Origin of the sequence: Micromonospora sp. NPDC048999, from assembly GCF_040649295.1 — a bacterium.
Lineage (GTDB): Bacteria > Actinomycetota > Actinomycetes > Mycobacteriales > Micromonosporaceae > Micromonospora.
Genome location: NZ_JBEZFI010000007.1, coordinates 157,827 through 173,953, shown reverse-complemented (window position 1 = coordinate 173,953; position 16,127 = coordinate 157,827). Strand labels below are relative to the sequence as shown.

Here is a 16,127-nt window from a genome sequence, read left to right as displayed (position 1 = left end):
GATCACTCGGGGCGGCGAGGGCGGGGCGGGGGGCGATTGCGGGGGCGGGGATCGGTTAGGGTCGCCGGTATGGGGTGGGGGGATCTCGACGCGCAATTGGACAGGGTTCCGGGGACCGTCTCCGCGTATGTGGGGCGGCTGGGTGCCCGCCCTACCTGGACGCGGCAGGCCGACGCCACCCACTACGCGGCCAGCACCATGAAGGCGGCCGTGCTGGTGGCGCTGTACCGCGCCGCCGAGGCCGGCCGGCTGGACCTGGACGACCCGGTCCCGGTGCGCAACAGCTTCGACTCCGCAGCCCCGGACGCACCCCGGTTCGCCAACGACCGGAACTACGACAACGACGACGCGGTCTGGGCGCGGGTCGGCGGCACCGCACCGCTGCGCTGGCTCGCGGACCGCATGATCATCCGCTCCAGCAACCTGGCCACCAACATCGTCATCGGCCACGTCGGACTGTCCGCCGTAGCCGAGGCGTGGACGCTCGCCGAGGCGCGGCACAGCGTCACCGGCCGAGGCATCGAGGACTACGCGGCCCGCGACGCCAGCATCGACAACCTGGTCACCGCCGGTGACCTGGCCGCCCTCCTCAGCGAGCTGGCCCTCGGCGCCCGCCGGCCCGGCCCGCTGGCCTCCCCGGCCGGATGCGCCTCCATGCTGGACGTCCTGTTCGCCCAGGAACACCGCGAGGACCTCGCCGCCGGGCTGCCCGAGGGCACCCGGATCGCGCACAAGAACGGCTGGATACGCGGCATCCGGCACGGCGCCGGCGTGGTCTACCCGGCCGACGCCCCGCCGTACACGATCGTCGTCTGCACCACCACCGAGCTGGCCGACGGCGGCCCGAGCGGCGAGGAGACCGAGGACGACGCCTGCCGCCTGATCGCGCACATCTCCGCCCGAGTGTGGGCGTCCCGCCACGAGCTGGCCGACTGACCGGCACGGCCCGCCGATGCCCCACGCCGGCGGGCCGTCGCTCACTCCAGCAGGTTCGCGCGCAGCGCGGCGACCGTCCCGTCGGTCACCCCCAGCCCGTCCCGCAGGTACGCCCCGAACGAGCCGTGCACCCGCCGCACCTCGTCGTACGCGGCGTCAAGGTACTCCGGTCGCACCCCCAGCAGCGGTCCCGCGATCGCCGGGTCCAGATCCGGCCGCTGACGGGTCATCCCCGCGAGCAGCACCTCGCGCAGGCTCTCGGTCAGCTCGTTGTGCCGCAGATAGTCGGCCCGGATCGCCGCCTCGTCCACGCCCAGCGCGGTCAGCAGCACCACCGACAGCCAGCCCGTCCGGTCCTTGCCGGCCGAACAGTGGAACAGCAGCGGCAGGTTCGCCCCGTCGGCGGCCAGCCGCACCGCCGCACCGAACCCGGCCCGGGCCGACTCCCCGGTGACGAACCATCGGTAGATCGCGGCCATCGCCGCCGGCATGCCCTCCCGCGCCAGCTCGTCGTACGCGCCGAGGTCGTGACCGAGCAGCACCGCCGAGACGTACGTGAAGACCGGATGGGCCGGGTCGTACACGGGCAGGTGCACCACCCGCGGCTGCCCGACAAGACGGTCCGGCGGGGCGACCGCCTGCTCGGTCTCGTGCCGCAGGTCCACCACGCACGCCGGCGCCAGCTGGCCCAGCACCGGCAGGTCGTCGTCGCTGAGCCGGCCCAGCGCGGCGGTGCGGATCAGCCGTCGTGCGCGCACCCGCCGCCCATCCGCCGCGGGCAGTCCACCCAGGTCACGGGCGTTCGGCGCGCCCACCAGTACCCAGTCCCGTCCGGCCATCGACCCTCCCCAGTCCCCGGCATCCTGTGTATAGAGTGCCGCACATGAGCATCGCCGCGGTACGCACCCACCGGCTTTCCGCCCCCTTACACACCCCGTTCGTCACCGCACTGCGCCGCACGACCACGGTGGACACCCTGGTCGTCGAGGTGGTCGACGCCGACGGGCGGTCCGGGTTCGGCGAGGCCCCGCAGGTCTGGCGGGTCACCGGGGCGTCCATCGCGGGTGCCGAGGCATGCGTCCGGGACCTCCTCGCGCCCGCGCTGGCCGGACGGGACGCCGACGACCTCCAGGCCCGCTGCGCCGAGGTACGCCGCGCGGTGGTCGGCAACGAGTCCGCCAAGGCGGCCGTCGACGTCGCCCTGCACGACCTGGCCGCACGTCGGCTCGGCGTACCCCTGGTGCGGCTGCTCGGCGGCACCGCGCTGCGGGTGCCGACGGACGTCACCCTGGCCGCCGGCGACGCGGTGGAGCTGGCCACCGCCGCGAAGCAGCGCCGGCACGAGGGCTTCACCGTGCTCAAGCTGAAGGTCGGCACCGACGCCCGAGGCGACCTCGACCGGGTCCGCGCGGTCCGCGCCGCGGTCGGCCCGGACGTACGCATCCGGCTGGACGCCAACCAGGGTTGGACGCCGCGCGAGGCGGTCCGGGTCATCCGGGGCATCGAGGACGCCGGGCTCGACGTCGAACTGGTCGAACAGCCGGTCCACCACCGGGACCTGGACGGCCTGGCCTGGGTCAGCGACCGGGTCGACCTGCCGATCCTCGCCGACGAGTCGGTCTTCGACGTCCGCGACCTGGTCGAGGTGATCCGCCGCCGGGCCGCCGACATGGTCAACGTCAAGCTGGCCAAGTGCGGCGGCCTGCACACCGCACGGACGCTGCTCGACCTGGCCACCGCCCATGGCATGGGCACCATCGTCGGCTCGATGATGGAGAGCCCGGTGGGCGTGGGCGCCGCGGCCAGCCTGGTCGCCGCGTACGGCACCAGCGCGATCAGCGACCTCGACGCCGCCTGGTGGCTGGCCTGGTCACCGGTGGGCGGCGGCATCCGGTACGACGGCGCCAACGTCCTGCTGCCCGACGCACCCGGCCTCGGCATCTCGGGGGTGAATGAAGTTAAGGTCCAGTCCTGCGGTTGATGGCCGGCGGAATCTTTCATAGGCTCGCTGGAGAGGACGCGAGGTGGGAGTGGACGTGGAGCTGCAGCCGGGCCGCGAGGCCGTTGTCCGGGTCCCGGTGGCAATCCTCTGGACCGCTCCGGAGGCGGTCCGCCCGGTCGACCGCCCCGCCCTGGCCGACCCGCCGGACATCGCCGCCTGGATCGGCGGCATGGACCGCGACCAGCAGGTCGGCGACTGCGTGCTCAGCCAGTTGCTGCTCGGTGAACGGGTGCTCGTCACCGAGGTACACGCCGACGGCTGGGCACACGTGGTCGCCCGGGACCAGCCCGCCGCCAGGCTCGACCCCCGCGGCTACCCCGGCTGGCTGCCCGCCGCCCAACTGGCCGCCCCGCCGGGGACCGGCCCGTCGGACAGCCCACTGGTGGTGGACGCCACGCTCACCGCGCTGCGTGCCACCCCGGAAGGCCCGGTGGCGCTGCCGGCCGTGGTCCTCGGCACCCGCCTCACCCCGGCCGGTCGGCCGGTGGACGGGTGGCGGCCGGTCCACGTGCCCGGCCGTGCCGACCCGCTCTGGGCGCCCGAGGGCGACGTCGTGCCGCTGCCCGCCGAGCGGCCGGCGACCAAGGAGGTACTCGCCGCCGCCGAGCGACTGCGCGACCTGATCTACATCTGGGGCGGCGTCTCCAGCCACGGCATCGACTGTTCCGGCCTGGTGCACCTGGCCTGGCGGCGGTACGGGGTGACCCTCCCCCGCGACGCCTACGACCAGGCCGAGGCGACCACTCCCCTGGCCCTGGGCGAGGAGCGCCCCGGCGACCTCTACTTCTTCGCCCGGCCCGGCCGTCGGATCCACCACATCGGCATCGTCAGCAGTGAGCCGCACGGTGCGGTCCGGCGGATGTTGCACGCCTGCTACCTCCAGCGCCGGGTGGTGGAGGAGCAGCTCCCCCCGGAACGGGAGGCTACGCTGGTCGGCGTCCACCGCGTCTGATCCGCGTACCCGGGAAAGGCGCTTCCGGCCCTGGCGGCGCCCCCGGCGGGGTCAGCGCTCGGCCTCGCCCAGCTTGCGACGCCGGTCCCAGGACGACTTCATCAGGCTGGCCGCGGTCGCGAGGGCCAGGGTGCCCACGACAACGACCAGCGAGAGCCAGATCGGGATGTGCGGTGCCCAGGCCACGGGCTGGCCGTCGTTGACGAACGGCAGATTGTTGTCGGCAAGGGCTTCCAGAACCAGCTTCACGCCGATGAAGCCGAGCAGCGCGGCCAGGCCGTAGCTGAGGTAGATCAGCCGGTCCAGCAGGCCGCCGAGCAGGAAGTAGAGCTGCCGCAGCCCCATCAGCGCGAACACGTTCGCGGTGAAGACGAGGTACGGCTCCTTGGTGATGCCGAAGATCGCCGGAATCGAGTCGAGGGCGAAGATCAGGTCGGTGGTGCCGATGGCGATCATCACGATCAGCAGCGGCGTGAACAGCCGCCGGCCGTTCTCGTGGGTAATCATCCGCGCGCCGTCGAAGTCGCGGGACAGCGGCAGCGCCTTGCGGCTCCAGCGGATCAACACGTTCTCGCTGAACTCGCCCTCGTCCGGCTCGCCCTGCCGGGCCAGGTTGATCCCGGTGTAGATCAGGAACGCGCCGAAGATGTAGAAGACCCAGGAAAATCTGGAAAGCAGCGCGGCGCCGGCGGCGATGAAGCCGCCCCGCATGACCAGCGCCAGCACGATGCCGATGAGCAGCACCTTCTGCTGGTACAGCCGGGGCACCGCGAAGCGGCCCATGATGATCACGAAGACGAAGAGGTTGTCCACGGAGAGGCTGTACTCGGTGAGCCAGCCGGTGTAAAACTGGCCGGCGATGCTCGGCCCGGCGGCGAGCCAGAGCCCGGCGCCGAAGAGCAGGGCCAGCCCGAGGTAGAAGCCGACCCACATGCTCGACTCACGGACGCTGGGCTCATGCGGGCGTCGACCGATGATGACAAGGTCGACGAGCAAGACTGCGGTCAACGCGACAAGGGTCCCGGCCCACACCAGTCCGGACACGTTCAATTTGCTCCTCCGGCAGACACGCAGCGTCGGGCACACCGTACGCCGAGTGATGGTCCGGGGTGCGTCTACGCTGACTCTGGGTGACTGTCGGAGGTCTCTTCCGCCATTGGCCCGAGGTTCCGAGCCGCTGACCGACGGAGCCGGGTCGTATCACCGGGGGCCGGTGCTCTTCCGTGCTGACGACTCCGCCGCGGGGGAATACTCCCCTCCTTGGCCGCCATCTTCCACCATCCGCCCGCAGAACGCGACTCCGGATCCCGAATTGGCGAGGCAATCGCGTTTTCCGCCGTGCGTGGAGCCCGCCCCGCGCGGCGCGTCCTAGGAGGCTAGACCTGAACCCGCGGTGGGGGGCCGCAAGCTGGCGGCCGCGCGGAGACAAACCACTACTCCTCCCAAATATGCCTTAGAGGCATACCGCACTACCGGGATGTGTCCACCTCGGGACCCCACGCCACGTGCTCGCCCCTCATGAGCGCGAAGGTCGGAGCGGCCCCCGGGACGTCGTGACCGCGCCCGACGTGCGAGGCTTCCGGGCATGGTTCTTGAGGTCGCACTGATCGATGTGATGCCCGGACACGAGGACGACTTCGCCGCCGCGTACGCGCAGGCGCGCCCGGTCCTCGCCGGCACCGAGGGCTGCCGCTCGGTGCGAATGACCCGGGGCGTGGAGTCGCCGTCTCGCTTCGTACTGCTGGTCGAGTGGGACTCGGTCGAGGCGCACGAGGTCAACTTCCGGCAGAGCGAGCGGTTCCAGCAGTGGCGGGCACTCATCGGCCCGCACTTCGCCAACCCGCCGCTGGTCGAGCACTTCATCGACGTGACGGCCTGAGCTGTCGTACCCGTCGCATAGATTGCGTGACGCGCCGGCCACCGGTCCCGACGGAAATCGGGGGCGCCGGGCCCGGTGGCCGCGCGAGGATATGAGGCCGCCGTGGAGAACCTCGCGGTCCAGCTCGCCTCGCCGCTAATGCGGCTCCGGGACCGCAACGTCGCGCGGCTCGCGTGGGCGGGGCACGAGGGCCGAGCCGAGCCGACGCGCCAGCAGCTCCACGCTCTCGTCCGCCGACAGCGCCGCCGCCAGCAGCCAGTCGATCAGCCGCTCGTAGCGGGCGAGGTCGGCCTCGGTGACCAGCCGAAGGTCGGTGGTGAGGGTCTCCACCAGCACTGTGCGGGGGTCGTCCGGGTCCGGGTAGGCGTAGTAGGAGAATGCGGCCAGCGGGTGGACGCCGCCCTGGGCAGCGGCGTCTCGGGACAGCAGCCGGATGGTGACGTGCGGTCGGTCGGCGAGGGCGACCAGGTGCCGCAGCTGGTCCCGCCAGACATCGTCCGGCGCGCCGCCCGGGTCGCAGACCCGCTCGTCGAGCAGGGCGGTGTAGCGGGGCGGATCCGCCCGGCGCAGCACGTCCTGGCGCAGCACGCGGGCCCGTACGTCCGCCTCCACGTCCACGCCCTCGTGCAGCAACGCCCCGGCGGTGACCCGCAGGCGGGCGTACGCCGGGGTCTGGAGCAGCCCGGGCACGACGGCGGGCTGGTACTCGACGATGCGGGCGGCGCCCGCCTCCAGCTCCGCGTACGCCCGCTGCCGTTCCCCCATCTCGCCCAGGGCCCGGGACCAGCCCCGGCCGGTGGCGGCATCCCGGGCGATGACGATCAGCTCGTCCCGCTGGCCGGGCGGCACCTCGTAGACGTCGAGCAGGTCGAGCACGTCGGCCAGGTCCGGCCGGCTCTGGCCCAGCTCGATGCGGGACAGCTTGGACGTGGACGCCCAGCCGAGCCGGCCACAGACCTGCTCCAGGGTGAGCGACTGTCGGCGGCGGAGCCGGCGCAGCTCCGCGCCGAGCCGCACCCGCCGGACGACAGGACTTGCTGACATCGGCATGCGTCCCTCCCCGAGGGAGAGTACGCAGACCAGTCACGGAGGGCAATACCCTGATTGCGTAGTGCTATCGAGATGTCGCGTCGACTCCCGACCGGCCCGTCACTTCACGCCGGCGACGTCCATCCCGCGTAGCTCCTTCTTGAGATCGGCGACCTCGTCCCGGATCCGGGCGGCCAGCTCGAACTGAAGCTCCCGGGCGGCGGCGAGCATCTGGTCGTTGAGCTCCTGGATGAGGTTGGCCAGGTCGGCCCGGGCCATCCCCTCCCGCGACGGGGTGGCGGCGCCGCCCCGAGCACGGCTGCGGGTCTCCTTGACCGGCGCCTTGCCCCGGGACAGCTGCCGGGCGGCCCCGCCCACGCGGGCGTTCTCGGTGTCCTCCGCCTCGCGGTAGATGTCGTCGAGGATGTCGTGGATCTTCTTGCGCAGCGGCTCGGGACTGATGCCGTGCGCCTCGTTGTGCGCGATCTGCTTGGCCCGGCGCCGGCTGGTCTCGTCGATCGCGGCCGCCATCGACGGGGTGATCTTGTCGGCGTACATGTGGACCTCGCCGGAGACGTTACGGGCGGCCCGGCCGATGGTCTGGATCAGCGACCGGCCGCTACGCAGGAAGCCCTCCTTGTCGGCGTCGAGGATCGCCACCAGGGAGACCTCCGGCAGGTCGAGACCCTCCCGGAGCAGGTTGATGCCGACCAGCACGTCGTAGTCGCCCTTGCGCAGCTCGCGCAGCAGCTCCACCCGGCGCAGCGTGTCGACCTCGGAGTGCAGGTAGCGCACCCGGATGCCGTTCTCCAGGAGGTAGTCGGACAGGTCCTCGGCCATCTTCTTGGTCAGCGTGGTGACCAGCACCCGCTCGTCCCGCTCGGTACGCAGCCGGATCTCGTGCATGAGGTCGTCGATCTGGCCCTTGGTGGGCTTCACCACGACCTCCGGGTCGACCAGGCCGGTCGGCCGGATGACCTGCTCCACATACTCGCCCTGGGCCTGCTCCATCTCCCAGGAGCCCGGGGTGGCGGAGAGGAAGACCAACTGGCCGACCCGGTCCAGGAACTCGTCGAAACGCAGCGGCCGGTTGTCGGCGGCGCTGGGCAACCGGAAGCCGTGGTCGACCAGCATCCGCTTGCGGGACGCGTCGCCCTCGTACATGCCGCCGATCTGGGAGACCGTCTGGTGCGACTCGTCGATGACGGTGAGGAAGTCGTCGGGGAAGTAGTCGAGCAGGCAGTGCGGGGGATCCCCCGGCTGGCGCCCATCGATGTGCATGGAGTAGTTCTCGATGCCGGAGCAGAAGCCGACCTGCCGCATCATCTCGACGTCGTACGTGGTGCGCATCCGCAGCCGCTGCGCCTCCAGCAGCTTTCCCTGCCGATCCAGCTCGGCCAGCCGCTCACCCAGCTCGGCCTCGATGTCGCGGATCGCCCGCTCCATCCGCTCCGGGCCGGCCGCGTAGTGCGTGGCCGGGAAGATCAGCAGGTGGTCGACCTCGCGGACCACGTCCCCGGTGAGCGGGTTGAGATAGTAGAGCTTCTCCACCTCGTCGCCGAAGAGCTCGATCCGGACGGCCAGCTCCTCGTACGCCGGAATGATCTCCAACGTGTCGCCCCGGACCCGGAAGGTGCCCCGCTGGAAGGCGATGTCGTTGCGCGCGTACTGGATGTCGACCAACCGGCGCAGCAGCTGGTCGCGGTCGAGTTCCTGCCCGACCGCGACCCGGACGGCGCGGTCGAGGTATTCCTCCGGGGTGCCCAGGCCGTAGATCGCCGAGACGGTGGCCACCACGATCACGTCACGCCGGGTGAGCAGCGACATCGTGGCGGCGTGCCGCAGCCGCTCGACCTCCTCGTTGATCGAGGAATCCTTCTCGATGTAGGTGTCGGTCTGCGGAATATACGCCTCGGGCTGGTAGTAGTCGTAGTAGGAGACGAAGTATTCCACCGCGTTGTGCGGGAGCAGCTCCCTGAACTCCTTGGCCAGCTGGGCGCAGAGCGTCTTGTTCGGCGCGAGCACCAGGGTCGGCCGTTGCACCCGCTCCACCAGCCAGGCCGTGGTGGCGCTCTTGCCGGTGCCGGTCGCGCCGAGCAACACCGTGTGACGGTCACCACGCCGCACACGACGCTCAAGCTCGTCGATGGCCGCCGGCTGGTCACCGGCCGGCTGGAACTCGCTGACGACCTGGAAGCGGCCGTCGAGCCGGGGAATGTCGAGCGCCATGACCTCAACGGTACGCCCGAGGTCCGACACTTCCGGGCCTACCGCCGCAGCTCCGAGACCGGCTTCGATATTCCCATTGTGTGCCCCAACCTGCCCGACTACGCTCTCACCGTAGGCCGCTCGCGGCGGCCGACCGGGCCGGTGGCCGCCCTTCGGGGCCCGGCCGCCCCCGGCACCGACGGTCGCAGCACCCGGGACGACCGGCGTGCGCACCGACGTGGTCGCGCGACACACGCGCAGACCGGCCGCCGCGAGCGCCCCTACTCGTCCCCGATCCCCGCCGCCGCGCCCGACCAGAGCCGGGTCAGGGTCGCCAACCGGTCCGCGCGGCCCACTCCTCGGCGCGCAGGTGCTCCTCGTCGAACCAGGGCTCCTTGAGCGTGCCGTACGTCTCGCTGCCCGGGGCGGCAGCCGCCAATTCCCGCTTCAGTCGTAGGTAGGCGGCCCGCTGGTCCGGATCGGCGCGCAGGTGATCGCGCATCAGCAGCGCGTACCGCAAACCGGGCGAGCCGGCCTGACGCAGGTGCAGGTGCACCGGGCGGGCCGGGTCGGCGCTGCCGTGCAGCCGTTTCTCCCACCGGCCGCCGCCCGGCCGGCGCGAGTTGTCCCACCAGTCGCCGGGCAGTCGCGGGAACCCGGCGTCGGCGAGCCGCTCGGCGAGCGGGCCGTCGGCCTGCGCCAGCGACGGCACGGTGAGCTGGATGTCGATGACGTCCTTCGCGGCCAACCCGGGCACAGCGGTGGAACCGATGTGGTCCACCCGCATGTCGGCGCCGACCGCGTGCCGGATCCGGGCGGCCAGCCGGGCGTACTGCCGGGGCCAGGTCGAATCGGGCTCGGCGAGCACCACCCGCTGCGGCCGGACCGCGCGGCGCGCACGGACGTTGCGCTCGTAGGGCACCAGGCGCTCGCGCCAGAGCGCGTCCACCGCCGCTCGTAACTCGTCCCGGGTGCCGTCGTTGGTGAGCAGCACATCGGCCGCCGCCTCCCGGCGGGCGTCGTCGGCCTGCGCGGCGATGCGCCGCTCGGCCTCCGCGCGGTCCATGCCGCGGTCGCGCACCAGCCGCTCCACCCGGGTGGTCACCGCCGTCCGTACCACGACCACCAGGTGGTACGTGGGCGCGAGCCCCACCTCGACCAGCAGCGGCACGTCGTTGACGACGATCGCGTCCCGGGGCGCGGCGGCGGCCAGTTCGGCGGTCCGCGCCCGGACCCGGGGATGGGTGATCGCCTCCAGCCGGCGGCGGGCCGCCTCGTCGGCAAAGACGATCGCGCCCAACGCCGCCCGGTCGAGGGCACCATGCGCGTCCAGCACCCGGTCGGAGAAGGCGGCGACGACCTCGGCCAGCCCCTCGCTGCCCGGAGCGACCACCTCGCGGGCGATCAGGTCGGCATCGATGACCACCGCGCCGAGCGCGGCCATCCGGCTCGCCACCGCGCTCTTGCCCGAGCCGATCCCCCCGGTCAGTCCCACCCTCAGCACCGAACCAGTCAACCCCATCCCCACCCCACCGCCGACCCCACCCCCGCCCGCCGGCATTGATCAAGGAGTTTGCGTCTGGATGGAGATCAACTCAAGCGCAAACTCCTTGATCAACCACATAGGCGAGGGCCCCGCCCCCGACGGTCCGGTGGAACCGGATCGCGGGGACGGGGCCCGTTGTGGTCGCCCTCGGCGTCAGACCGGCCCTCGGTCGGTCCGGAGCGCCGCCCAGCGGCGCGGAGGCCGAATGACGGCCGCCAGCCGGGGTGGAGTTGCCGCAGGGGTCACTTGCCGCCGGCGAGCTTCTCCCGCAGCGCGGCGAGCGCCTCGTCGGTGGCCAGGGTGCCGGCCGGCTCCTCGGCCTGCCGGCTCGGGGCCGTGGTCGAGGTGGTGGTGCCGGACACAGCCGGAGCCGGGTTGGCAGCGGCCTCGGCGTCGGCGGCCCGGGAGGTCTGCACCTGCTTGGTGTGGGCCTCCCAGCGCTGACGCGCCTCGGCGTACTGGTTCTCCCAGGTCTCGCGCTGCTTGTCGTAGCCCTCGAGCCACTCGCCCGTCTCCGGGTCGAAGCCCTCCGGGTAGATGTAGTTGCCCTCGTTGTCGTACGTCGCGGCCATGCCGTAGAGGGTCGGGTCGAAGTGCTCCTCGCCCTCGACGAAGCCCTCGTTGGCCTGCTTGAGCGACAGCGAGATCCGGCGGCGCTCCAGGTCGATGTCGATGACCTTGACCATGACCTCGGAGCCGACCTGGACGACCTGCTCCGGGATCTCCACGTGGCGCTCGGCCAGCTCGGAGATGTGGACCAAGCCCTCGATGCCGTCGTCCACCCGGACGAAGGCACCGAACGGCACCAGCTTGGTGACCTTACCCGGCACGATCTGCTGGATCGCGTGGGTCCGGGCGAACTGACGCCACGGGTCCTCCTGGGTCGCCTTCAGCGACAGCGAGACCCGCTCGCGGTCCAGGTCGACGTCCAGGACCTCGACCTCGACCTCCTGGCCGACCTCGACGACCTCGGACGGGTGGTCGATGTGCTTCCAGGACAGCTCGGAGACGTGCACCAGGCCGTCCACGCCGCCCAGGTCGACGAACGCGCCGAAGTTGACGATCGAGGACACGACGCCCTTGCGGACCTGGCCCTTCTGCAGCTTGTTGAGGAACTCGGTGCGCACCTCGGACTGCGTCTGCTCCAGCCAGGCCCGGCGGGACAGAACCACGTTGTTGCGGTTCTTGTCCAGCTCGATGATCTTGGCCTCGAGCTCGCGGCCGACGTACGGCTGCAGGTCGCGCACCCGCCGCATCTCGACGAGCGAGGCGGGCAGGAAGCCGCGCAGGCCGATGTCGAGGATGAGACCACCCTTGACGACCTCGATGACCGAGCCGCGGACGACGCCGTCCTCGTCCTTGATCTTCTCGATGGTGCCCCAGGCCCGCTCGTACTGCGCGCGCTTCTTCGAGAGGATCAGACGCCCCTCCTTGTCCTCCTTCTGAAGGACAAGGGCCTCGATGTGGTCGCCAACCGAGACCACCTCGGCCGGGTCCACGTCGTGCTTGATCGACAACTCCCGAGAGGGGATGACGCCCTCGGTCTTGTAGCCGATGTCGAGCAGGACCTCGTCCCGATCGACCTTGACGACGGTGCCTTCGACAATGTCGCCGTCGTTGAAGTACTTGATGGTCTCGTCGATCGCGGCGAGGAAAGCCTCCTCGGAACCGAGATCGTCGTGCGTGACCTTGTTGGCGCTCGAGGGGGCCTCGATGCTGCTCGTCATGTGGGCGGTTGCTCCGGTCGGATGGGTTGTCACAGCAGGCGTGGCGTCGCGGTGACTCAGTCCGCGCCAACGGATCCGTCGCCGGGCACACCGAACGATCACCGTCAGAAGATCATTAGTGGCTCCGGCGACCGCACACCTGCTCCCTGCCGAGGCACACGATCCGCGAGCGCATCCTCTAGCCTACCCGCTGCATTACCACAGCGTGCAAGCCCTCCCAGGTCCTCGCGAGCGCGTCAGCTGCGAAAGCGGAGATTTCGCGCGGTAAGGCACCGCGTCTGTCTCGTCCGTCACATCTGTCCCAGGCGCCTCGCCGGTGCGTCGAGTCAGCCCCGCGGCGTGCGCCGCGGGGCCGGGGCCTAGCGTGGGCGGATGGACGAAGACAGGGTGACCCGACGCCGGGTGGGCGCCGCCGAGGTACGCCGGGCCAACCGCGGCTGGTGGGACGCCGACGCCGACGACTACCAGGCCGAACACGGGGCGTTCCTGGGCGAGGTGGACTTCGTCTGGTGCCCGGAAGGGCTGCGCGAGGCCGATGCCCGACTGCTCGGCGAGCTCGCCGGCCGCCGGATCCTCGAACTCGGCTGCGGGGCCGCGGCCGCCGCCCGCTGGCTGGCCGCCCAGGGGGCCCGGCCGGTCGCCCTGGATCTCTCCGCCGGCATGTTGCGGCACGCCGCGGCCGCCGCCGCCCGCACCGGCGTACGCGTGCCGCTGGTGCAGGCCGACGCGCTCGCCCTGCCGTTCGCCGACGCCGCCTTCGACACGGTCTGCACCGCGTTCGGCGCGATCCCGTTCGTGGCCGACTCGGCGGCGGTGCTGCGGGAGGTGGCCCGGGTGTTGCGCCCCGGCGGTCGCTGGGTCTTCTCGGTCACCCACCCGATGCGCTGGATCTTCCTCGACGACCCGGGCGAGGGCGGGCTCACCGCCGTGCACTCGTACTTCGACCGTTCCCCGTACGTCGAGCAGGACGAGCACGGGGTGGCCACGTACGTCGAGCAGCACCGCACCCTCGGCGACCGGATCCGCGAGCTGGTCGGCGCCGGGTTCCGGCTGCTGGACCTGGTGGAGCCGGAGTGGCCGGAGGGCCACGAGGGGATCTGGGGGCAGTGGAGCCCGCTACGCGGCCGACTCTTCCCCGGTACGGCGATCTTCGTCGCGGAGAAGCCGGCCGGATGAACCGACCGGACAATCAGTGCGACCCACCCGAACCGGTGCGGAGTTACCCTGAGCAGGTGAGCGCAGAGCCGATCGCGACAGCACCTGGGCCCTGGTGTCCGGACCCGATCCGGCAGCAGCGTGCCGACTACACGCTGGAGGACCTGCTCAACCTGCCGGACGACGCACCCCGCGTCGAACTCGTCGACGGAGTCATCCAGGTGACACCCTCCCCCACCCTCGGCCACCAGGACATCTCCAGCCTGCTCTGGCTCTGGCTGCACACCCACGCACCCGCGCATCTCCGCGCCGCACAGGCCGTCGGCGTGGCACTGAACGCCAACACCAGCCGCCAGCCGGACGTACTGGTCCGGCGAGCGGAGGTGGCCGCCAGCCGCTCTCTACTCACGCCCGAAGACGTGGTTCTGGCCGTGGAGGTGGTGTCTCCTGGCACCCACCGGACGGACCGGTTCGCGAAACCCGGCGAATACGCCGCCGCGGGGATCCCCTTCTACTGGCGGGTGGAGCAGGATCCGGTGCACCTTTACGCCTACCGTAGGGGCGACCGGATCGGGCCGGGCGGGGAGCGGCAGTACGATCTGGTCGCCGACAGCGCCGAGTTGATCGAGCTGGCCGAGCCGTTCGAGATCAAGCTGCCCATCGCCGAGATCACTCCCTGAGCAACCGGCGTCGTTTTCGCCGGGCGGCCCCGGGTACCCGGCGGGCATGGCCGACAAGCAGGAGTTCCGCAGAGGCGACCACGTCTCCTGGGCCAGCCACAGCGGCCGGGGGTATGGCGTGGTCGAGGAGAAGCTGATCGACCGGACCCACGTGCGCGGACACACCGTGAACGCCTCACCGGAGGAGCCGCAGTACCGGATCCGCAACGACCACTCGGGCCGGGACGTCGCCCACCGACCGGAGGTGCTGCGTCGTGAGCCAGAGTGAGGACGGCCGGGACACCTACCGCGAGTTCACCGAGGCGGTCAACATGAAGCCCGCCGAGTTGCAGACGTGGCTGGAGACTGACGAGTCGAAGCACGTCGGCTGGCACAAGAAGGGCAGTGAGGGCGGCGAGTCGGTCGGCCACGAGTCCGGCCGGAAGATCATCGAGCTGCTGCGCCGCAAGCGCGACCAGCTCTCCGAGGCCGACTACAAGCACATGCGCAAGGTCGTCGGGTACGTCCGGCGGCACATGGCGCAGCGGCCCAGCGGCGACGTACGAGCGACCCGCTGGCGCTACTCCCTGATGAACTGGGGCCACGACCCCGTCAAGGCCCCGCTTCCGCCGCCCGGTGGACCGTCCCGAAAGGCCCTGGAGCGGCACGGCGCCCCGCCGGAGGAGCGCCGGGGACCGGGACGCGGTCCGGCGGCCCGCCGCCCGAAGCACCCAGCCGAACACGAATCGAGCGGACGCTGACCGGTTGACCCTGCCGCTGACGGCAGGGTCGGACCATCGGCGGCATGAACAATGCGCAACGCAGAGCCGTCATCGTCACCGGCGCGGGCACCGGCATCGGCCGGGCCACCGCCCGTGCTTTCTGCGCCGACGGCGTCCACGTTCTCGCGGTCGGCCGCCGCGCCGCGCCGCTGGCCGAGACGGCCGCCGGCCACCCGCTGATCACCCCGCTGACCGTTGACATCACCGCACCCGACGGGCCGGACCGGCTGGTCGGTGCCGCTCTCGACCGGTACGGACGGCTGGACGTGCTGGTCAACAACGCCGGGATCGCCGGCGGCGGCCCCCTCGCCGAGCTGGACGAGAAGGCCGCCCGGCACCAGCTCGACACGAATCTGCTCGCCCCGGTCCGGCTGGCCCACGCCGCGGTGGCGGCCCTGGCCGACACCCGGGGCATGATCGTCAACGTCACCACCTCCGTCGGCCAGCGGGCCTGGCCGGGCTCGTCGGTGTACGCGGCGGGCAAGGCCGCCCTCGACTCGCTGACCCGCAGCTGGGCGGTGGAACTGGCCCCGCGCGGCATCCGGGTGGTCGCGGTGGCCCCGGGTGCGATCGACACGCCCATCGGCGAGCACCAGGGCCTCACACCAGAGCAGCGCGCGGCGGTACGCCGTTGGCAGCTCGCGCACACCCCCCTGGCCCGGATCGGACGCCGAGAGGACGTAGCGTGGGCGATCCGACAGCTCTGCGACCCTGCGGCGGGCTTCGTCACCGGCGTGGTGCTGCCGGTCGATGGCGGAGCGGTGGTCGCCTGACCGGAAGCGGAGTCAATCAAGGCGACGGTACGGAGGCGGAGCACGTGCGGATCGGCGAGCTGGCCAGGGTGACCGGCTGCACTCCCCGCGCGCTGCGCCACTACGAAGAGCAGGGCCTGATCGCCTCGGAACGGGCGGCGAACGGCTACCGCGAGTACGCCGAGGCCGCCGTCACCCGGGTCCGCAACATCCGGCACCTGCTCGCCGCCGGGCTGACCCTGGAGGACGTCCGGGTCTTTCTGTGCTGCCTGGACGGCGATGTGGCCGCAGCCACCCCCTCCCCCGCCGCCATCCGGGTCGGCCTGGAACGGCTGGCCGCCCTCGACGCCCGGATCGCCGCCCAGGTGGCAGTCCGGAACCGCCTAGCCGCCGCCCTGGGCGACGCGGCAACCCCGGCTACCTCCCACTGATCATGAGGTTGGCGGCGATGTGGATCTCCACGACCGCCGCCAACTTCATGATCAACCACGCGGAGGTGG

16 protein-coding genes are annotated in these 16,127 nt (G+C 71.7%); 10 read left to right on the top strand and 6 right to left on the bottom strand.

The window, feature by feature from the left end:
- Positions 1–69 precede the first annotated feature (69 nt).
- Positions 70–936, top strand: a complete 867-nt coding sequence (locus tag AB0C02_RS12435) for a serine hydrolase (protein WP_357546152.1) — start codon at positions 70–72, stop codon at positions 934–936.
- A 41-nt stretch (positions 937–977) separates the two neighbouring features.
- Here AB0C02_RS12435 and AB0C02_RS12430 read toward each other — a convergent pair whose 3' ends face one another.
- Positions 978–1,775 carry a tyrosine-protein phosphatase gene (locus tag AB0C02_RS12430; protein ID WP_357546145.1) on the bottom strand — a complete coding sequence of 266 codons (798 nt, stop codon included), beginning with the start codon at positions 1,773–1,775 and terminating at the stop codon, positions 978–980.
- Positions 1,776–1,819: 44 nt separating this feature from the next.
- Between AB0C02_RS12430 and AB0C02_RS12425 the strand changes: the two genes are divergently transcribed.
- Both AB0C02_RS12425 and AB0C02_RS12420 read left to right on the top strand, forming a co-directional pair.
- Positions 1,820–2,917: a dipeptide epimerase gene (locus AB0C02_RS12425; protein ID WP_357546140.1), complete on the top strand. Its 1,098-nt coding sequence runs from the start codon at positions 1,820–1,822 to the stop codon at positions 2,915–2,917.
- Between the two features lie 43 nt (positions 2,918–2,960).
- Positions 2,961–3,890: an NlpC/P60 family protein gene (locus AB0C02_RS12420; protein ID WP_357546134.1), complete on the top strand. Its 930-nt coding sequence runs from the start codon at positions 2,961–2,963 to the stop codon at positions 3,888–3,890.
- 51 nt (positions 3,891–3,941) lie between these two features.
- On the opposite strand, the gene AB0C02_RS12415 is transcribed toward AB0C02_RS12420, so the two are convergent.
- On the bottom strand, positions 3,942–4,940 hold the full coding sequence (locus AB0C02_RS12415; protein ID WP_357546131.1) for a TerC family protein: 999 nt from the start codon (positions 4,938–4,940) through the stop codon (positions 3,942–3,944).
- A 535-nt stretch (positions 4,941–5,475) separates the two neighbouring features.
- Here AB0C02_RS12415 and AB0C02_RS12410 point away from each other — a divergent pair.
- Positions 5,476–5,769 carry an antibiotic biosynthesis monooxygenase gene (locus AB0C02_RS12410; protein WP_357546125.1) on the top strand — a complete coding sequence of 98 codons (294 nt, stop codon included), beginning with the start codon at positions 5,476–5,478 and terminating at the stop codon, positions 5,767–5,769.
- A 135-nt stretch (positions 5,770–5,904) separates the two neighbouring features.
- Here AB0C02_RS12410 and AB0C02_RS12405 read toward each other — a convergent pair whose 3' ends face one another.
- The 4 genes from AB0C02_RS12405 to rpsA all read right to left on the bottom strand — a co-directional run bounded on the left by AB0C02_RS12405 (position 5,905) and on the right by rpsA (position 12,381).
- Positions 5,905–6,819 carry a DUF5753 domain-containing protein gene (locus AB0C02_RS12405; protein WP_357546116.1) on the bottom strand — a complete coding sequence of 305 codons (915 nt, stop codon included), beginning with the start codon at positions 6,817–6,819 and terminating at the stop codon, positions 5,905–5,907.
- Between the two features lie 99 nt (positions 6,820–6,918).
- Complete coding sequence (uvrB, locus tag AB0C02_RS12400; RefSeq protein ID WP_357546110.1) at positions 6,919–9,027, bottom strand: excinuclease ABC subunit UvrB; 2,109 nt, start codon at positions 9,025–9,027, stop codon at positions 6,919–6,921.
- 304 nt (positions 9,028–9,331) lie between these two features.
- Positions 9,332–10,510: a dephospho-CoA kinase gene (coaE, locus tag AB0C02_RS12395; RefSeq protein WP_357546104.1), complete on the bottom strand. Its 1,179-nt coding sequence runs from the start codon at positions 10,508–10,510 to the stop codon at positions 9,332–9,334.
- A 284-nt stretch (positions 10,511–10,794) separates the two neighbouring features.
- Entirely contained in the window at positions 10,795–12,381 is a 1,587-nt protein-coding gene (gene rpsA, locus AB0C02_RS12390; protein WP_357546094.1) for a 30S ribosomal protein S1, read from the bottom strand.
- Between the two features lie 270 nt (positions 12,382–12,651).
- Here rpsA and AB0C02_RS12385 point away from each other — a divergent pair, with 270 nt between their 5' ends.
- The 6 genes from AB0C02_RS12385 to AB0C02_RS12360 are packed head-to-tail and all read left to right on the top strand — an operon-like array spanning position 12,652 to position 16,058.
- A complete protein-coding gene (locus tag AB0C02_RS12385; RefSeq protein WP_357546088.1) occupies positions 12,652–13,455 on the top strand; it encodes a class I SAM-dependent methyltransferase in 804 nt (267 codons plus the stop codon).
- Between the two features lie 56 nt (positions 13,456–13,511).
- Positions 13,512–14,114 (top strand): Uma2 family endonuclease, encoded by a 603-nt coding sequence (locus AB0C02_RS12380; RefSeq protein WP_357546074.1) that lies wholly within the window; start codon positions 13,512–13,514, stop codon positions 14,112–14,114.
- A gap of 46 nt (positions 14,115–14,160) precedes the next feature.
- Positions 14,161–14,382: a DUF2945 domain-containing protein gene (locus AB0C02_RS12375; RefSeq protein ID WP_357546064.1), complete on the top strand. Its 222-nt coding sequence runs from the start codon at positions 14,161–14,163 to the stop codon at positions 14,380–14,382.
- A complete protein-coding gene (locus AB0C02_RS12370; protein ID WP_357546055.1) occupies positions 14,369–14,854 on the top strand; it encodes a DUF3140 domain-containing protein in 486 nt (161 codons plus the stop codon). The genes AB0C02_RS12375 and AB0C02_RS12370 overlap by 14 nt, the downstream gene beginning before the upstream one ends.
- A gap of 44 nt (positions 14,855–14,898) precedes the next feature.
- Entirely contained in the window at positions 14,899–15,648 is a 750-nt protein-coding gene (locus AB0C02_RS12365; protein WP_357546043.1) for an SDR family oxidoreductase, read from the top strand.
- A 44-nt stretch (positions 15,649–15,692) separates the two neighbouring features.
- Positions 15,693–16,058, top strand: a complete 366-nt coding sequence (locus tag AB0C02_RS12360) for a MerR family transcriptional regulator (RefSeq protein ID WP_357546034.1) — start codon at positions 15,693–15,695, stop codon at positions 16,056–16,058.
- Positions 16,059–16,127: the final 69 nt, after the last annotated feature.

What these genes read in the sequence shown, in the direction of transcription:
- AB0C02_RS12385 (WP_357546088.1), top strand. Translation starts at nt 12,652, where the DNA reads ATGGACGAAGACAGGGTGACCCGACGCCGGGTGGGCGCCGCCGAGGTA.
- AB0C02_RS12425 (WP_357546140.1), top strand. Translation starts at nt 1,820, where the DNA reads ATGAGCATCGCCGCGGTACGCACCCACCGGCTTTCCGCCCCCTTACAC.
- AB0C02_RS12375 (WP_357546064.1), top strand. Translation starts at nt 14,161, where the DNA reads ATGGCCGACAAGCAGGAGTTCCGCAGAGGCGACCACGTCTCCTGGGCC.
- AB0C02_RS12405 (WP_357546116.1), bottom strand. Translation starts at nt 6,819, where the DNA reads ATGCCGATGTCAGCAAGTCCTGTCGTCCGGCGGGTGCGGCTCGGCGCG.
- AB0C02_RS12365 (WP_357546043.1), top strand. Translation starts at nt 14,899, where the DNA reads ATGAACAATGCGCAACGCAGAGCCGTCATCGTCACCGGCGCGGGCACC.
- uvrB (WP_357546110.1), bottom strand. Translation starts at nt 9,027, where the DNA reads ATGGCGCTCGACATTCCCCGGCTCGACGGCCGCTTCCAGGTCGTCAGC.
- AB0C02_RS12430 (WP_357546145.1), bottom strand. Translation starts at nt 1,775, where the DNA reads ATGGCCGGACGGGACTGGGTACTGGTGGGCGCGCCGAACGCCCGTGAC.
- AB0C02_RS12435 (WP_357546152.1), top strand. Translation starts at nt 70, where the DNA reads ATGGGGTGGGGGGATCTCGACGCGCAATTGGACAGGGTTCCGGGGACC.
- AB0C02_RS12410 (WP_357546125.1), top strand. Translation starts at nt 5,476, where the DNA reads ATGGTTCTTGAGGTCGCACTGATCGATGTGATGCCCGGACACGAGGAC.